At 62.4% G+C, this 15,960-nt stretch carries 16 protein-coding genes and 1 tRNA gene; 7 read left to right on the top strand and 10 right to left on the bottom strand.

What is annotated here, in order from left to right; translation table 11 throughout:
• Positions 1-26 precede the first annotated feature (26 nt).
• From recQ to B3527_RS10810, 5 genes are all read left to right on the top strand, one after another.
• On the top strand, positions 27-1,862 hold the full coding sequence (gene recQ / locus B3527_RS10830; RefSeq protein WP_290482206.1) for a DNA helicase RecQ: 1,836 nt from the start codon (positions 27-29) through the stop codon (positions 1,860-1,862).
• A 114-nt stretch (positions 1,863-1,976) separates the two neighbouring features.
• Positions 1,977-2,576, top strand: a complete 600-nt coding sequence (locus tag B3527_RS10825) for an ATP-dependent Clp protease proteolytic subunit (protein WP_034810690.1) — start codon at positions 1,977-1,979, stop codon at positions 2,574-2,576.
• 150 nt (positions 2,577-2,726) lie between these two features.
• Entirely contained in the window at positions 2,727-4,358 is a 1,632-nt protein-coding gene (locus B3527_RS10820; RefSeq protein ID WP_290479872.1) for an ATP-binding protein, read from the top strand.
• A 7-nt stretch (positions 4,359-4,365) separates the two neighbouring features.
• The gene (locus B3527_RS10815; protein ID WP_290479871.1) at positions 4,366-4,758 is read left to right on the top strand and encodes a DUF983 domain-containing protein; all 393 of its coding nucleotides are present in this window, start codon (positions 4,366-4,368) and stop codon (positions 4,756-4,758) included.
• 90 nt (positions 4,759-4,848) lie between these two features.
• A tRNA-Met gene (locus B3527_RS10810) sits at positions 4,849-4,925 on the top strand.
• A 52-nt stretch (positions 4,926-4,977) separates the two neighbouring features.
• Here B3527_RS10810 and B3527_RS10805 read toward each other — a convergent pair.
• The 3 genes from B3527_RS10805 to B3527_RS10800 form a co-directional block, all read right to left on the bottom strand.
• The gene (locus tag B3527_RS10805) at positions 4,978-5,604 is read right to left on the bottom strand and encodes a hypothetical protein (RefSeq protein WP_290479870.1); all 627 of its coding nucleotides are present in this window, start codon (positions 5,602-5,604) and stop codon (positions 4,978-4,980) included.
• Positions 5,576-6,151 carry a papain-like cysteine protease family protein gene (locus B3527_RS16935; RefSeq protein ID WP_367116154.1) on the bottom strand — a complete coding sequence of 192 codons (576 nt, stop codon included), beginning with the start codon at positions 6,149-6,151 and terminating at the stop codon, positions 5,576-5,578. The genes B3527_RS10805 and B3527_RS16935 overlap by 29 nt, the downstream gene beginning before the upstream one ends.
• Before the next feature lie 136 nt (positions 6,152-6,287).
• Positions 6,288-6,635, bottom strand: a complete 348-nt coding sequence (locus B3527_RS10800; RefSeq protein ID WP_290479869.1) for a hypothetical protein — start codon at positions 6,633-6,635, stop codon at positions 6,288-6,290.
• A gap of 174 nt (positions 6,636-6,809) precedes the next feature.
• Here B3527_RS10800 and B3527_RS10795 point away from each other — a divergent pair, with 174 nt between their 5' ends.
• Complete coding sequence (locus B3527_RS10795; protein ID WP_290481518.1) at positions 6,810-7,577, top strand: hypothetical protein; 768 nt, start codon at positions 6,810-6,812, stop codon at positions 7,575-7,577.
• A gap of 4 nt (positions 7,578-7,581) precedes the next feature.
• Here B3527_RS10795 and trxB read toward each other — a convergent pair whose 3' ends face one another.
• The 3 genes from trxB to B3527_RS10780 form a co-directional block, all read right to left on the bottom strand.
• The gene (gene trxB / locus B3527_RS10790) at positions 7,582-8,550 is read right to left on the bottom strand and encodes a thioredoxin-disulfide reductase (protein ID WP_290479867.1); all 969 of its coding nucleotides are present in this window, start codon (positions 8,548-8,550) and stop codon (positions 7,582-7,584) included.
• Positions 8,551-8,636: 86 nt separating this feature from the next.
• Positions 8,637-9,599, bottom strand: coding sequence for a cation diffusion facilitator family transporter (locus tag B3527_RS10785; RefSeq protein ID WP_206991230.1), 963 nt, complete (start codon positions 9,597-9,599; stop codon positions 8,637-8,639).
• A 92-nt stretch (positions 9,600-9,691) separates the two neighbouring features.
• Complete coding sequence (locus tag B3527_RS10780) at positions 9,692-10,606, bottom strand: DMT family transporter (RefSeq protein WP_290479866.1); 915 nt, start codon at positions 10,604-10,606, stop codon at positions 9,692-9,694.
• Positions 10,607-10,764: 158 nt separating this feature from the next.
• Between B3527_RS10780 and B3527_RS10775 the strand changes: the two genes are divergently transcribed.
• Complete coding sequence (locus B3527_RS10775) at positions 10,765-11,484, top strand: VOC family protein (RefSeq protein WP_206991228.1); 720 nt, start codon at positions 10,765-10,767, stop codon at positions 11,482-11,484.
• A gap of 133 nt (positions 11,485-11,617) precedes the next feature.
• On the opposite strand, the gene B3527_RS10770 is transcribed toward B3527_RS10775, so the two are convergent.
• From B3527_RS10770 to gyrB, 4 genes are all read right to left on the bottom strand, one after another.
• The gene (locus B3527_RS10770; protein WP_290479865.1) at positions 11,618-12,289 is read right to left on the bottom strand and encodes a hypothetical protein; all 672 of its coding nucleotides are present in this window, start codon (positions 12,287-12,289) and stop codon (positions 11,618-11,620) included.
• 154 nt (positions 12,290-12,443) lie between these two features.
• The gene (locus B3527_RS10765; RefSeq protein WP_206991226.1) at positions 12,444-12,629 is read right to left on the bottom strand and encodes a DUF3008 family protein; all 186 of its coding nucleotides are present in this window, start codon (positions 12,627-12,629) and stop codon (positions 12,444-12,446) included.
• A 143-nt stretch (positions 12,630-12,772) separates the two neighbouring features.
• Complete coding sequence (locus B3527_RS10760) at positions 12,773-13,534, bottom strand: hypothetical protein (protein ID WP_290479864.1); 762 nt, start codon at positions 13,532-13,534, stop codon at positions 12,773-12,775.
• Complete coding sequence (gene gyrB, locus B3527_RS10755; protein ID WP_206991224.1) at positions 13,527-15,953, bottom strand: DNA topoisomerase (ATP-hydrolyzing) subunit B; 2,427 nt, start codon at positions 15,951-15,953, stop codon at positions 13,527-13,529. Before gyrB ends, B3527_RS10760 begins: the two co-directional genes overlap by 8 nt.
• Between the last annotated feature and the right edge of the window lie 7 nt (positions 15,954-15,960).

Genomic DNA, 15,960 nt, shown 5'->3' with positions numbered 1-15,960 from the left:
CTCACTTGCGTCGCCACAAGAGGCTGATGCCTGCCCAGCCAACTCTTGATGATGCCCGCGCGCTGCTGAAGCGCGTCTATGGCTATGACGCCTTCCGGGGGCTGCAGGAGGATGTCATCGCCGACACGCTGGGGGGCAAGGATGGCCTCGCCGTGCTGCCGACCGGCGGCGGCAAGTCGCTTTGCTACCAGATCCCGGCGCTGTTGCGTGATGGTATCGGCATTGTCGTCTCGCCGCTGATCGCGCTGATGGCCGATCAGGTCGATGCACTCAAACAGGTCGGCGTGCGCGCCGAGCGGCTGGATTCCTCGATGGATTTCAATGCCCGCGCCGAAGCGCTGGAGGCGGCCGCGCGCGGCGAGATGGATCTGCTCTATGTCTCGCCCGAAGGCATGGGCACGGGGCTGGCCCAGCGGCTTGCCCAGATGAAGGTCTCGCTGATTGCCGTGGACGAGGCCCACTGTGTCAGCCAATGGGGCCATGATTTCCGCCCGGACTATCGCGCGCTCGGGCGTCTGAAGGATTTGTTCCCCGGTGTGCCGCGCCTCGCAGTGACCGCCACGGCCGACACCCGTACGCGCGACGACATTCTCGCGCAGCTCGACCTCACCCAACCGGCCGTCCATGTGGCGAGCTTCGACCGGCCCAATCTCGCCCTCGCCGCAGAGCCCAAGGAAGGCAACCGCGCCCAGCGGGTCGTCTCCCTCGTCAAGGCGCGTCCGGGTCTGTCTGGCATCGTCTATGCCGCCACCCGCAACGCCACCGAAGACCTCGCCGAGGCCATCGAACGTGCGGGCATCACGGCGCTCGCCTATCATGCGGGGCTCGATGCCGATGTGCGGGCCGAGCGCCAGCGGCGTTTCCTGCTGGAAGATGGCCTCGTCATGTGCGCCACCGTCGCCTTCGGCATGGGGGTCGACAAGCCGGACGTCCGCTTCGTCATCCATGCTGATCCGCCCAAGACGATGGAAGCCTACTGGCAGGAAGTCGGCCGCGCAGGCCGCGACGGAGAGCCCGCCGAAGGCGTCGCGCTCTACGGCCCCGCCGACATGCGCCGCTCGCTCAGCTGGACCTATGAGGGCGACGCGCCCGAAGCGGTCAAGCGCGTGCAGATCACCAAGACCCGCCAGCTGTTTGCCTTCTTCGATGGCGATGAATGCCGCCGCGCCGCCGTGCGCCGCTATTTCGGGGAAGAGGGGGTCGAGGCGTGCGGCGCCTGCGACACCTGCCGGGGCGAGAGTGGTGACCCCTATGATGCGACCCGCTGGGCCCAGATGGCGGTCTCCGCCGTGCTGCGCTGCGGCCAGAAGATCGGGCGCGGCCGCCTGATCAATCATCTGCTCGGACAGGCCAAGGACAGTTTCGACGAGGAACTCTCCACCCAGTCGACCTATGGCATCGGCAAGGACATGCCGAAACAGGGCTGGGGCCGCGTGTTCGATGCCTTGCTCTATGATGGCCTGCTGGCCGAGGGCGGCGAGATGAACCGGCCTGCAGTCGTCGTGCCGGATGCCGAGGCCGCCCGCGCCCTGTTCCGGGGCGACCGCACCCTGATGCTGCGCGCTGACCCCGCCGCCACCCGCAAGCGCGCCAAGGGCAAGAGCCGCGTGGCGGCGCAAGCGCTGGCTGACATGTCGGAGCGCGACCAGATCCTGTTCGACATGCTGCGCAGCTGGCGCACCGAGACCGCCAAGACGCGCGGCGTGCCGCCCTATGTCATCTTCCATGACCGGACCCTCGCCGAAATCGCCCGCGAGCGCCCCGCCGACGCCGACGAGCTGCGCCTGATCAGCGGCGTCGGCGAAAAAAAGGCCCAGCGTTACGCCGAAGATGTCTCCCGCATCGTCGGCGAGGCAGCCTGATCGCGCTGGTCGCTGTCACAGGTTTTCGCGCGGACAGGCAGGTCCAGCCTTGACCCGGCGCGCGTGGCACCTCACCTATAGGCTCAACCAGATTTCCCGCCTTTCGGAGTCCTCATGAACCTTTTGCACCGCCTCGATGACGAGACAGAAGAAAAGCCTCAGTCCGAGCCGAACGCCTTCCTTGAGGAAGCGCTGTTCAAGGCCCGCACCATCCTGCTGACAGGCGGCATCGATTTCCATGCCGCCCGCCGTGTCAGCCAGCGCCTGCTGGCCTTGTCGGCCGAAAGCAAGGAGCCGATCCTGCTGGTCCTCTCCTCGCCCGGCGGTCACGTCGAAAGCGGCGACATGATCCACGACATGATCAAGTTCGTCGAAGCGCCCGTGAAAATCCTTGGCACCGGCTGGGTCGCCTCGGCTGGCGCGCTGATCTATGCGGCGGCGAAGAAGGAAAACCGCTTCTGCCTGCCGAACACCCGCTTCCTGCTTCATGAACCGCGGGGCGGCGTTGGCGGCCAGGCCACGGATGTTGAAATTCAGGCCCGCGAGATCATCAAGATGCGCGAACGCCTCAACAAGATCTTCGCAGCCGCCACCGGCAAGTCGCTGGAACAGATCAAGGAAGACACCGATCGTGACTTCTGGATGAGCGCGGAAGAAGCCGTCAAATACGGCCTCGTCGGCAAGGTCGTGAACCATCGCAGCGACGTCAACTAGGCGCGCCCCCGCGCTGAAAGATTACCGAAATGAACGCCCGGTCCTCCAATAGGATCGGGCGTTCATTTTTGGTTAGGGATGTGTTTGCCGCACGTAAAGGTTTATGGAGCAAGGTGTCTTCTTAACCTGTGTAAGGACACCGTCGCTTTCATGCCGGTACGAGTAGAAGACATTGCGGTCGCTGTGCGGCCTGTACCCACAGCTGCGACCGTGTCAGCGGTCTTTACGCGGTTGCTCGCCCATCCTGATGTATTTGCCGTGCCGATTGTCAGCGATGGCGCTGCGCTGGGCATGGTCTCGCGCCGGTCCGTGTTCGAGGCGCTTGCAACCCCCAGCGCCCGTCAAGCCAATGGCACCACGCGCATTACCGAAATCATGATCGAGCATCCCATCATGTGCGAGGCTGGAACACCGATCGGCCTGGTGGCAAAGCTCGCCGCGGACGGCTCGACCTCGGCGCTGACCGATGGCGTGATCGTCCTGTCTGACGGCAAGTATCTCGGCCTGATCAGCCCCGCGGCGATGCTCTCCGCCGTCGCGCTGGAAAACGCCGCCCGCGCCCGCGCCATGCAGATCGCCCAAAAGCGGCTACAGAAATCACGGACGGATACGGGCGCCTTCGAACAAGAGAAGGCACGCTTCCTGGCATTTGTCGGGCATGAGATCCGCACGCCACTGACCGGCATTCTCGGCGTTGCTGACCTGTTGCAGGACAGCGTGAGCGGCGGTGAGCCGAAACGCCTCGCGCGCACCATTTCGGAAAGCGGGCACCATCTCGACCGACTGCTGAGCGACCTGCTCGATCTGTCACGCCTGGAAGCTGGCAAGCTCACCGTGAACAATGCGCCGTTCGACCTGCACGATTTCGCGAATGAGGCGCGTGACCTCTGGCAGTCGCGTATTGCCGGCAAACGGCTGGACCTGCGCATCAAGGTCGCCGGCGGCGCTGTGGCAAGGCTGGAAGCCGACGCGATGCGGCTGCGCCAGATATTGTTCAATCTGATGAGCAATGCGCTGAAATTCACCGAGCGCGGATATATCGGCGTCGAGCTGTCCACATTCGAAGCCGCGGGAAACCTTAAATTGCGCATGACGGTGGAAGACACGGGCTGTGGCATCACCGATCTCGACAAGGCGCGCCTGTTCGAAGCCTTTGAACAGGCCAATGCCTCTACCGCCGCCACGCATGGCGGATCCGGCCTGGGTCTGTCCATTGCCAAGGGGCTGGCCAAGCGTCTCGGCGGCGAAATCCTGCTGACAGACAATCCCAATGGCGGATCAATCTTTACCGTCACCATGCCCGTCGAACGGGCGGGGCCGCGGCTTGCGGTCACCGGTGCGCCGCCGAAGCCGCGCATGCGCGCCTTCGATCTCGGCCGCATCCTGCTGGCCGAAGACCATGCCGTCAGCGCCCTTGTCGTCACCCGCGCCCTGTCAGCCGCCGGCTGGCAGGTAGACTCGGTCCAGACCGCCGAAGACGCGATCGACCGCGCCGCGACCAACACATATCAGGCCATCCTGACAGATATTCACCTGCCGGGGGCCACCGGCGACGAGGTCCTCAAGGCCATTCGCGATGGGCGAGGCCCGAATGCACTTGCGCCGGTCATTGCGGTGACCGCGGATGTCAGCCCGGAGCGCCGTCTGGCGTGCGAAGAGGCGGGCTTCACCACAATCATCGAAAAGCCGATCCGGCCGCGTGCGCTGGTCGCGACGCTTGTCGACATCCTCCTTGCGGATCGCGCAGCAGCGGCCGAAGCAGACCACCGCCAATTGGCCTGATCCGGGCATGACGGGTCACACGCCTGCGCAAGACCAGAAACCAAGCCTGATGACCGCCATAGGGCGAGGGCTTCGATTTCGGTGTCCCAAATGCGGGCAGGGGCGGATTTTCCGGGCTTACCTGAAACAGGCCGATGCGTGCGATCATTGCGGCGAACCGCTTGGCAGCATTCGCGCCGATGATGGCCCGGCCTGGTTGACCATCCTGTCGCTCGGTCCGTTCCTCGTGGCAATAACCTTCTTTGTATCGTTCGGCCACTTCCCGCTCTGGGCGGCTCTGCCGGTGGCCGCCATCGCCGTCACTGGGGCGGTGCTCCTCCTGCTTCCCCGCATCAAGGGTGCCTTCATCGCGGCGCTCTGGGTCTCCGGTATGGGCAATGGGGCAGGGACGGCCGATTGAGGGCCCGGAATTCTCCTGCATCGCGTGCAGGCCGGGTGCTTGCGGAGGCGGGAAACCGCGTGTATGAGGCGCGCTTCGCAACAGCGAAACGGTTCGGTAGCTCAGCTGGTTAGAGCGCGCGACTCATAATCGCGAGGTCGGGAGTTCAAGTCTCCCCCGAACCACCATTCCTTCTGAAAATTGGTAGTAACTGTAGGCAGTGGCGTGGACCAGAGCGTATTACTGTTCGGTCGGTGTCCCTTTATCCGGCGTTTGGTCAGAGATATCCGGTAGTGCATCCAAAAAGTCTGGTTCGATCCGTGGTGGTTGGTCTGAGGTGAGCAAGTCCGGCCGAATATAGGGAATGAATAACTGTCGATCCTGACTTTGGAGCCAAAGTGCCACACGGTTGAGCGCTGGTATTTCAAGAATCCGCAAGTCGAACTGTTCGTCAGAGTGTTCAAACTCTTCTTCTGCGAGAAGCAATGCCTGATTTAGCAGGCGTGCCGGTGCCCCGCGGCTGACATGATTGAACGCAGCCAGAGAGTCTTCCTCGATCAATTCATCCGCGTCGACATCAGCGGTGCCAACGGGCTCGTTTCCTTGCCAAATGAGATATCGCCAACTAGTCGGTTGCAGATTGGGGCGCAGCTCGTGCCCTGCAAGTTCTTCAAGACTCACGGAATAAACGGGGAGGGGTTCCAGCAGCTCTTCTGGTTCCATTGCGCGCTCCTCACCGCCCAATGGTGACAGAATGTTGGTGGCGTCCTGAATTTCCGTTAGAGCCGTTTCGACCAGTTGGGTCGCGTCTGGGCCAGTGGATTTTCTAATACCCATATTAACCTCCCAAAGCTTCCGGAAATTCAAGTATACCCTCACGCGCCATCTCCTCTAGGGTAAAAGCCCTGAGGTCAGCACTCTGGATAGCGCCTCCTGATGCTGAAGGGTTCGTGACAAAATAGCTATGGGTCCATCGGCCATTGGAGCGATATTTCGTTCGGAACTTTGCCTCCGGGAGCGTGGTGCTTCGATGGATCGGGTCGTCGACACTCAGCATGATTGTCCCATCAGACGTAACTGACCATCCGTACACAATGACAAAATGTCCCCCGCCGCCTCTCCACCCGATCCGAACCCCCAATGGGCAGTCCTTCGAGATTTCCGATTTCACAGTAGGAATGTCCGCATCCGTTCCAATCATGCCCCGATACGCATTGACAGTCTTCAGCGCTCGGTCGAGATACCAGGGTTGGTTGCAGGCTAGATCACCACCGGCCGGGCCGCAGCAACTGGTTTCGGACAAGGTCGTGTTCACTATTCTGCATTGGGTCCAGGTCGAACTTCCTAAAAAATAGTCATCCACGCTCTTGGAGGTTGCCGCCCAACACCAGTTTGTCTGTTTCTGCGGTTCCATACTAAAAGCCAGGATGGCGCCGCCCCTTGCACCTGCGCCGCCAAGAGCGGAAGAGGTTTTGCGGCGCGTGAAGGGAAGGGAGTTCAAAATCCTTGGCTTGCGCATGGAAATTCCTCTCGTGTCTGTGAGTGTGAGGTCAGGAATACCATCGGGACTGGAAAGTTCGAGGTGGCGCGTCTGCACCGCCCAGTGCATCGTCAGGGGGCGGTGTTCCTGTCACTGTATTCGCGCCAACAGCGGTGAGGTAGATGAGGCAACCATTGACGCCGATCAGGAAAATAACCATAGCCAACGGTTTCGGAGGATTGGCAATGTCTGGCCAGCCGAGGATAAGACTTGTAACTAAGGCCACTACGAACGCAATCCATCGCACTTGTCGTTTGCTGACATGTTGAATGGCATTGGAGATGATCAAAGTGGCTGTTGCCGCTCCAGCCAAACTGGCGACTTCGGTGAACTCCATAAATGTCGATGTATCAGACATCAATCAATGGACCCATGTGGCCTTTATGAGGATTCATCATACATTAACCTGCACCGAAATCAACTTATGGTGGGTGCTTGTTCCCGTGCCTTCTCGAGGGTTTGAAAAATTGGATTTTGATATTTGGTCAGACGATTTCTACGTACTATCCTTTTTTCCATGGAAAGCAGGCTTGTGAATCTGGTCGCCCGTCTTGGCCTTGGCATGGTCTTCGCGCTGGCCTTTGCGCCCTTGGCGGTGGCTGATGAGGCAGCGGCGGAGGCGGCCTTTGTGCGGGGGGAGTATGATACTGCCCGCACGGAACTGTCGGATAGCAAAACTGCAGATGCGCTGGCCTTTCGCGCGCGGGCGCTGTTGGCAGAGGCGATGTCAGGGCCGGCTGACCCACCGGAGGATGTGCTGCACCGGGCATTGGATGACGCCAATGTCGCCCTCATCATGGACCCGGCCCATGCCGAGGGGCGTTTGCAGCGGGCGATTGCATTGTCCCTGATCCTGAGACCGATGAGCACGCGTGAGGCGCGCAAGACCGGCTGGGCGGAAGAGGCGCGAGATCTTGCGCGGGGCGTGCTGGAAGACGAGCCCGGCAATGTCTATGCGCACGGTTTCCTGTCGGTCTGGAATCTGGAAGTCGTCAATCGCGGCGGTCGGATCGGGGCCATGATCATGGGGGCGGGGGTCTCTGACGGACGCGACCATTATGAGGCGGCCATAGCCGCTGCGCCGGATGAGGCGTCGGTTCACTGGCAATGGGCGCGGGCGCTCGCGGCGCTGAATGCGCGCAAGTATCGTGATGAAGTATTGTCCGCGCTGGACGCAGCGCTTGCCGCAGCTGTCGATTCCGAACTCGAGCGCGTCATGCAGGCGCGCGCGGCCATGTTGAAAGCCGAAATGCTGAGAGATGACCGCCGCGCCCAGGAGATCGCGGCGGGTATGCTGTAGGGCGCTATTCCGCGGCGACGGCTTCGGCGTGGGCCTCTTGTTCAGAGAGGAAGCGCTCGGCTTCGAGCGCCGCCATGCAGCCCATGCCAGCGGCTGTGACAGCCTGACGATAGGTCTCGTCTGTGACATCGCCCGCTGCGAAGACGCCGGGGATTTCCGTCGCGGTGGAGTCTGGCGCCGTGATCAGATAGCCATTGTCCTTCATCTCCAGCTTGCCCTTGAACAGCTCGGTCGATGGAGCGTGGCCGATGGCAATAAAGACGCCGTGGACCGGCAGGTCTGTGGTCTCGCCGGTCTCGACATTCTTGATGCGCGCGCCTGTGACGCCAGCCGGGTCGCCGCCGCCGAGGACTTCGTCGAGCACGCTGTTCCAGATGACTTCGACTTTCGGGTTCTTGAACAGGCGGTCCTGCAGGATCTTCTCTGCGCGGAAGCCTTCGCGGCGGTGCACGACCGTGACCTTGGACGCGAAATTGGTGAGGAACAGGGCCTCTTCAACGGCCGTGTTGCCGCCGCCGACGACGAGCACTTCCTTGCCGCGATAGAAGAAGCCGTCGCAGGTGGCACAAGCGGAGACGCCGAAGCCTTTGTATTTCTCTTCGCTGGGGATGCCGAGCCATTTGGCCTGTGCGCCCGTGGAGATGACAACGGAATCAGCCGTGTAGGTGGTGCCGCTCTCGCCGACGGCCTTGAACGGGCGCGAGGAGAAGTCGACTTCGGCGATATGATCATTGATCACGTTTGCGCCCATGGCTTCGGCGTGTTCCTGCATCTTCACCATCAGGTCCGGGCCCTGGATTTCGGTGAAGCCGGGATAGTTCTCGACCTCGGTCGTGATGGTCAGCTGGCCACCGGGCTGCATGCCGGTCACCACGGTCACATCGCGCATGGCGCGCGCGCCATAGACGGCGGCGGTCCAGCCAGCGGGGCCAGAGCCGATGATCAGGATTTCGGTGTGTTTCGTGTCAGCCATTGCGAAGGATCCGCCATCTGTTCTTGTCATATCGGCCCGGCATATGGGGCCTGCGGCATGAGCCTTAAAGTGCTGCGGGCATCATATCAATGTGAACACTGCCCGGCGGGGCCCAAAGCCCCGTTATTGCCGTCGCAGACGACTTCGACCGTGGCATGGAAGACATCGAACCGGTCAGCGAGGCGGGCCTTTACCGCGCGGCGCAGCTGGTCAGGATCGGCGCCAGGGGCGGCGGTGACTTCCAGCGTGATCAGGGGCTTGGATTCGGTCAGGGCCCAGGCATGGAAATGGGCCACGCCCGCGATGCCGTCGATCTCGGCCAGCAGGTCGGCCTGTATGTCTTCGGGATCGAGCCCGGCAGGCGTGCCTTCCAGAAGGATATGGCCGGACTTGCGGGCAATGCGCACCCCGGCGATGAGGACCAGCAGAGCCACCAGCGCTGACAGGATGGGGTCGGCGGCCATCCAGCCGGTGGTCATGATGATGATCGCCGCGCCAATGGCCGCGATCGAGCCGAGCAGGTCGCCCGCGACATGCCAGAGCGCCCCTTGCAGGTTCAGGTCTTCTTTGCTGCCACCATGCAGGATGGCAAAGGCAAGAATGTTGACGAGCAGGCCGCCCACGGCGACGGCCATCAGCACGCCGCCCATCACATCAACCGGATCCAGCAGGCGATGCACGGCTTCCCACATGATCCAGCAGGCCAGCGCGACCAGAAGAATGCCATTGGTGAAGGCGGCGAGAATCTTCATCCGCGCAAAACCGTAGGAGCGCTGCGGATCGGCCGGGCGTTCGGCCAGCTTGTACCCCACCCAGGCGAGGGCCAGCGAGCCGGCATCGGTCAGCATGTGCGCGGCATCGGCCAGCAGGGCCAGCGAGCCGGAGATCAGGCCGCCCGCCACTTCGGCAAACATGAAGGCAGCTGTCAGCAGCCCGGCTATGGCGACGCGGCGACGCGAGTCGGCGCTGGTCATGTCGGCATGATGCTCATGGCTGTGGCCATGTGCATGATCGTGATCGTGGTGGTGAGAATGGGAGTGATCGCTCATATCGGCTGTACTGGCGGGTCTGGGGGAAGGGGTCAATCGGCCTGTGATAGCGTTGCGTTCGTGACGCTATAGCATCTGCATCCGGCGGGCTGTCATTCCGGCAGGTCACTGGCGGGCATGCGCGCTTCGCGACGGGTGCGGAACCGGCCTTCAAAGGCGACGACCAGGCAAGCCGTGATGATCACAACCGCGCCGACCCAGAGCTGCCAGCCCGGCATCTCATCGAAGAAAATCAGGCCGAGCAGGGCGGACCAGACCAGCGACGTATACTCCAGCGGGGCCAGCCGCTGCGCCGGGGCGCGGGCATAGGCCAGCGTTGCCAGATACCAGACCCCATAGCCCAGCAGGCCGAGCAGCGCGAAGATCGGCAGGTCATACCAGTCCGGCGCGCCGAACAAGCCGAACGTGACCGGCAGCATCGCCAGCGCTGGCACGATATTGGTGAACAGCGCAATCGTGGTGGCGTCCTCGATCAGGGCGCGCATGCGCAACAGGACGAGCACGAACGCATAGCCGATGGTTGAGCTGAACAGCGCGATCAGGCCCAGCGTCTGGTTGCCCGCGTCCTCGCCCGCGCCGGACTGGCCGGAGAGGGCAAAGGCGACGCCCGCAAAGCCCAGCAGGGTGGCGCCCGCGGCAACAGGGCTGATCTTCTCCCCCAGCAGGAGGCGCGCGACCGGCGCAACCAGCAGCGCCGCCGTGAAGCCGAGCGTTGTCGCCACGGCCAGAGGCAACTGGGTGAGGGCATAGAAGAAGGTGAACGCGCAGAACAGCTGCAGCAGGCCGCGCAATGTGTGGAACCGGATTGCCGCCCAGCCGGGCACAGGCTTGCGCTGGGCCAGGAAGACCGCAAAGGCGATCACCGTGCCGAACAGGAAACGCCAGGCCACCAGATGCTGCAGCCCCGCATCGGGCGCGACGCCCTTCACCAGCGCGTCGACGCCCGTGCCGACAAAGATGGCAAAGGCGGCGATCAGCATGGGGGCGGAGAGCAGGCGGGCGGTCATAGGCCGCGGACCGTAGACCAGCGGTGCGCGACCGGAAACGGATTAATTCGCCACCATAATTTCGAGACGGTCTGTGTGGCCCTTGGGGCAGGTATGGTATGGAGCGCGAAAGAGGTGGCCGTGACACAGTGAGCCGCCCGCGAAGGGGAGACGATGAGATGACTGCACCACGCTTGCGCCAATTGGTGATTGCGGCCGAGACGCTGGAGACGGCCGACCGGCTGGGCGAATTGCTGGGTCTGGGAGCCCCCTTTATTGATCCGGGCGTGAAGGAGTTCGGTCTTGAAAACCGCGTCTATGCGATTGGCGACCAGTTCCTCGAAGTGGTCGTGCCGATGACGGACAGCGCGCCCGCGCGCCGCTTCATCGACCGGGGCGGGGAAGGCGGCTATATGGCGATCTTCCAGACGGATGACCTTGAGGGTCTGCGCACCCGCGTGGACGGTATGGGCATTCGCCGGGTCTGGAATATTGACCTGCCGGATATTTCAGCCAGCCATCTGCACCCGGCCGATATTGGCGGGGCGATTGTCTCGGTCGACGAGGCGCGTCCGGCAGGCAGCTGGCGCTGGGGCGGGCCGGACTGGCGCGAGCGCGCCGTGGCCGGACGGTTGACCGCGCTGGCCGTGGAGTCCCCTGAGCCCGAAGCGCTGGCCACGCGGTGGGCCCTGGCATTGGGCCAGACGGTGGACCGTGACAGCATCTTCCTTGCCGATGGCGTCATTCAGTTCCGCAAGGGCGAGACGGAACGAGTGGCCGCCTTTGGCATCCAGACGCCCGATCATGCCGCCGTTCTGGAGCGCGCCGGCAAGATGGGGCTGGACGTTGACTGGCGCGAAGTGAAGTTTGCCGGGGTGGGGCTCAGCCTTGTGGTTTGAGCCTTTTTCGGGGCGCTGAGCGAAACTCCCAGCACCCGTATCTCCGGCGCATGCCGGAGTCCCTGGCGGCGAGCGAAGGGGAGACGTCCCGGATCAGGTCCGGTGATGCGGGTTATGGTCGAATTGATCCGTCTCAGGACGTATCGGGATTTTCCCGCACGGCGGCTTCATGCAACTCCGTCAGCGTCGCCTGTTCGGCCTGTGTCACCGGCAAGCGTTTGAACGCCGGTGGCAAGGCGCGGGCGATGACCGGGCGGGTACGGGCCAGAAGGCGGCGCATCGCCTCGACATAGCGGGGCAGATTTTCCAGCGCATCTTCCAGCGCGAGCAGGCGGCGGACCTGCCGCGTCGCGGGCAGGAGATCGTCCGGTTCAGCCGGATATTCGGCAAGATCGACTTGGGTCTCTGCATCGAGCAGGCGAATGCGCGGCCCAGTGCGAAAGCGTTTGGGCGGCGGCGTTCGGAGCGTTTTGCCGGGAAGGGCCTCACAGAGGCGAAAGTGCGGGGTGGGGAAAAGCGCGCGTTTCGGCGCGGCCTTTCCGGGCGCGGCGCGGGTGATGGGATCCGTCTGCGGACGGGTGGCCGGCGCGCCAAGATCTGCGGCCATCAACAGGATCAGGCGGCGCAGCAGTGGCTCGGCATGGGCCAGGAACCGCGTCAGCTGGCGGAGTTGCCAGCGCGCCAGGAATGGCAAGCAGGGCAGTCGGCCCAGCCCCAGCGCGCGGCGCATGTCAGAGGCCAGCCAGTCCAGCCGCTCAAGGCTGAACCGGGCCGCATGAAACAGAAGGTCTGCAGGCGTGGTCATGCAGGACAGCATGAGGGCCTGGGCTGTCAGACGGATTGGGGGAGACTCTATTCCCTCTCCGTATCTCCGGCGCAGGCCTGAGTCTCTCGCGGACGAAGCGCGGAGCCGCCGCACGAGGCCCCGGGTCAAGCCCGGGGACACGGAGTGGGGCGAGTCAGTCGCCCTTCTTTTCAGGGAGGTTGTCGTGGCTTGTCGAGGCGAGGTCTTCGAGTTCGGACTCGCTCATCGAATCGTACATCTCTTTCGACGCGCCTTGCAGGTCGCTGACCTTGGTGTCGCCGCGCTTGGCGGACAGGGCCGCGCCGGCGGCCTTTTGCTGGGCTTCGGACTGGGCAGGCATTTGGGGCTCCTTCTCGCTTGGGGGTTGCGGAAGGAACGGGGGAGCGGGGGATGGGTTCCAAGCTGTCCGATGAAAGAGGAAAAGATGGAGCCACGGGTTAAACGAGTAATACTGTCAAAACACTAATATTCTTGGCGCGATTGCTACCGCCGTAATGAGAATTCTGACAAGTTTTTTTCTGCACTCACGGCGGTTTGCCATCTCGACGATAGCCATTGAAGCTTGTTGTAAATTTGGGGGTGCTCAGTTGTCGCATTTAGTTGCACGAGGATTCGATCTTTGGCTTTTCTGGCCCCTGCCACGCTTAATTCGTGCAGTGGCGAGTTTCCAAGCGCAATTCCTTCAAGCCCGAAGCGAATGTAATCTAGGAAGAAAACACCGTCAGTGTCGCGTGCTAGTGTTTTTGGAGCGAACTTTTTGGCCACATGCAGTACTTCTGAACTAATGACAATTCGGGGGTAGTTCGCAATCATAGATTCTAGCTCTACTGTCCGAACAAGAGCGGGACCCACTGCCATCTCGTCTGTGACAAAAAGGTCTCCGACAGTGACAGCCCCTCGAATCCAGCAGCCGAAAGGCATCAGCTGCCAGCCAATTGAATTCACTAGAGCGAAAAAACTTGGGGCAACCTCCTCTGAAAAGGGGCAAGTGACAACGAAACAGTCGGAAAACAACTGGCTATGAAACGCACCAAGTTCCGGTTTGGAGATGGCTTTGGATATTCCAACCAAACCCTGCAAAGCGCCAACGATCTCACCGAGTAATTCTGGTTCTTCCTTTGATTGCTCGACGAGGCTTTTGAAACCAAGAATGTCTACAAAAGCTACGAGTCTCTTTTCATATCGAAAGAGCCCTTTTGGCGGCGGATCGAAGGCGTCGCTCCATATGTCTTTCGTCTCAGACATCCACCTCGGCTTCCAGCGCGAATTCCTCGATGAATTCCCGCCTTGGTTCCACGACGTCGCCCATCAGTTTGGTGAACATTTCGTCGGCTTCTTCCATATGGTCGACCTTGACCTGGAGGAGGGTGCGGGCGTTGGAGTCGAGCGTGGTTTCCCAGAGCTGGTCAGCGTTCATTTCGCCCAGGCCCTTATAGCGCTGGATCTTGATGCCGTCGCGGCCGGAGTCGAGCACGGCCTGGAACAGGGCGCATGGTCCGTGGACGGTAATGTCTCCGCCTTTTTCGCGGCGCAGGACGAGCGGCTCTTCGTACAGGTCTTTCAGCGTCGCCGCGCGCTCGGCCAGGCGGATCGCGTCCTGGCTGGCCAGCAGGGGCGCAGGCAGGATGGCATTCTCTTCAACGCCGCGCACGGTGCGCTGCAGGACCAGCGCGCCTTCGGCAAACCGGCCAGCCCAATTGTCTTCGCCTTCTTCCGCAAAGCGGTTGAGGCGTTCGGCGGTCTTCTCGGCTTCGGCGTCGCCGGCACCCGCGGCCATTGCGCCCGCCATGGCAGCCTGTTCCAGCAGGTCAGCCGGGGCGCGCAGGGCGAGCCGGGCAAGGTTTGCCTTGAAGTTCGAAGCCGCGCGGACGCGGTCGCGCAGGTCTTCGCCCGCAATCTGGGTGCCGTCCGGCAGGATCAGGGCTTCGCCGCTCGTGCCTTCGTCGATCAGGTAGGAATCCAGCTCGGCATCATCCTTGAGATAGCGTTCCGAACGGCCGCGCGTCACCTTGTAGAGCGGTGGCTGGGCGATGTAGAGATAGCCCTTCTCGATCAGTTCCGGCATCTGACGATAGAAGAAGGTCAGCAGCAGGGTGCGGATGTGCGCGCCGTCGACATCAGCATCGGTCATGATGATGATCTTGTGATAGCGCAGTTTCTCGATGTTGAACTCATCCCGGCCAATGCCCGCGCCGAGCGCCATGATCAGCGTACCGACCTGGTCAGATGACAGCATTTTGTCAAAGCGGGCGCGTTCCACGTTCAGGATCTTGCCGCGCAGGGGCAGGATGGCCTGGTTGTCACGGCTGCGGCCCTGCTTGGCAGAGCCACCAGCAGAATCACCCTCGACGATGAAGAGTTCGGATTTTGCCGGGTCTTTTTCCTGACAGTCGGCCAGCTTGCCGGGCAGGGAGGTGATGTCGAGCGCAGACTTGCGGCGGGTCAGCTCGCGCGCCTTGCGGGCGGCTTCGCGCGCAGCGGCTGCCTCGACGATCTTCATCATGATTTCCTGAGCTTCCTTCGGATGCTCCTCGAACCATTCTGCCAGTTTCTCGCCCATCAGGCTCTCGACGACCGGGCGGACCTCGGAGGAGACCAGCTTGTCTTTCGTCTGCGAGCTGAATTTCGGGTCCGGCACTTTCACGCTGAGCACGCAGGTCAGGCCTTCGCGCGCATCATCGCCGGAAATCTCGACCTTGGACTTCTTGGCGATGCCGGTTTCGTTGGCGTATTTGTTGATCAGGCGGGTCAGCGCGCCGCGGAAGCCGGCAAGGTGGGTGCCGCCATCGCGCTGGGGGATGTTGTTGGTGAAGCAGAGCACGTTCTCGTGGTAGCTGTCATTCCATTCCATCGCGACCTCGACCGTGATGCCGTCCTTCTCGCCAATGGCGTAGACGGGCTCGGGGATCAGCTTGGACTTGGTCTTGTCGAGATGCTCGACGAAGGCCTTCACGCCACCCTCATACATCAGGTCGATCTCGTAAGGCTCTGCGTCGCGCTCGTCGCGGAAGATGATGTGAACGCCGCTGTTCAGGAAGGCCAGCTCGCGCAGGCGGTGTTCCAGCGTCTTGCGGTCGTAATCGGTCATCGTGAACGTGCTGGCAGAGGCCAGGAAGCGCACCGCCGTGCCGGTATAGGGCTTGCCCTTGTCGGTCATCGGGGAGGGGCCACGCGTGACTAGCGGGGCCTCGACGCGGCCACCTTCGACAAAGCGCACCCAGTGTTCATTGCCTTCGCGGTGGATGGTCAGTTCCAGCCAGTCCGACAGCGCGTTCACAACCGACACGCCGACGCCGTGCAGGCCGCCGGAAACCTTGTAGGAGTTCTGGTCGAATTTCCCGCCCGCATGCAGCTGGGTCATGATGACTTCGGCGGCTGAGGCGCCCTCTGTGGGGTGCATGCCAACGGGGATGCCGCGGCCATTATCGGTGATTTCAGCCGAGCCGTCGGGGAAGAGGGTGACCGTGACGCGGTCTGCATGGCCAGCAAGCGCTTCATCGATGGCGTTGTCCACGACCTCGTAGATCATGTGGTGCAGGCCCGAACCGTCATCGGTGTCACCGATATACATGCCGGGGCGTTTGCGGACCGCTTCGAGGCCCTTCAGGACCTTGATCGAGCCAGCGCCATATTCCGGATTTTCAGCTTGCGTGCTTTCGGCCATTTAGGCG

The sequence above is a fragment of the Hyphomonas sp. UBA4505 genome (assembly GCF_002388685.1).
Classification (GTDB): Bacteria; Pseudomonadota; Alphaproteobacteria; order Caulobacterales; family Hyphomonadaceae; genus Hyphomonas.
Note: the sequence above shows the minus strand (reverse complement) of the source record. Positions and strands in the feature narration are given on the sequence as shown.

Excerpts from the sequence above, each read along its gene's own strand:
- recQ (WP_290482206.1), top strand. The coding sequence starts at position 27 with ATGCCTGCCCAGCCAACTCTTGATGATGCCCGCGCGCTGCTGAAGCGC.
- B3527_RS10825 (WP_034810690.1), top strand. The coding sequence starts at position 1,977 with ATGAACCTTTTGCACCGCCTCGATGACGAGACAGAAGAAAAGCCTCAG.
- B3527_RS10820 (WP_290479872.1), top strand. The coding sequence starts at position 2,727 with ATGCCGGTACGAGTAGAAGACATTGCGGTCGCTGTGCGGCCTGTACCC.
- B3527_RS10815 (WP_290479871.1), top strand. The coding sequence starts at position 4,366 with ATGACGGGTCACACGCCTGCGCAAGACCAGAAACCAAGCCTGATGACC.
- B3527_RS16935 (WP_367116154.1), bottom strand. The coding sequence starts at position 6,151 with ATGGAACCGCAGAAACAGACAAACTGGTGTTGGGCGGCAACCTCCAAG.
- B3527_RS10800 (WP_290479869.1), bottom strand. The coding sequence starts at position 6,635 with ATGTCTGATACATCGACATTTATGGAGTTCACCGAAGTCGCCAGTTTG.
- trxB (WP_290479867.1), bottom strand. The coding sequence starts at position 8,550 with ATGGCTGACACGAAACACACCGAAATCCTGATCATCGGCTCTGGCCCC.
- B3527_RS10785 (WP_206991230.1), bottom strand. The coding sequence starts at position 9,599 with ATGAGCGATCACTCCCATTCTCACCACCACGATCACGATCATGCACAT.
- B3527_RS10780 (WP_290479866.1), bottom strand. The coding sequence starts at position 10,606 with ATGACCGCCCGCCTGCTCTCCGCCCCCATGCTGATCGCCGCCTTTGCC.
- B3527_RS10775 (WP_206991228.1), top strand. The coding sequence starts at position 10,765 with ATGACTGCACCACGCTTGCGCCAATTGGTGATTGCGGCCGAGACGCTG.
- B3527_RS10770 (WP_290479865.1), bottom strand. The coding sequence starts at position 12,289 with ATGACCACGCCTGCAGACCTTCTGTTTCATGCGGCCCGGTTCAGCCTT.
- B3527_RS10765 (WP_206991226.1), bottom strand. The coding sequence starts at position 12,629 with ATGCCTGCCCAGTCCGAAGCCCAGCAAAAGGCCGCCGGCGCGGCCCTG.
- B3527_RS10760 (WP_290479864.1), bottom strand. The coding sequence starts at position 13,534 with ATGTCTGAGACGAAAGACATATGGAGCGACGCCTTCGATCCGCCGCCA.
- gyrB (WP_206991224.1), bottom strand. The coding sequence starts at position 15,953 with ATGGCCGAAAGCACGCAAGCTGAAAATCCGGAATATGGCGCTGGCTCG.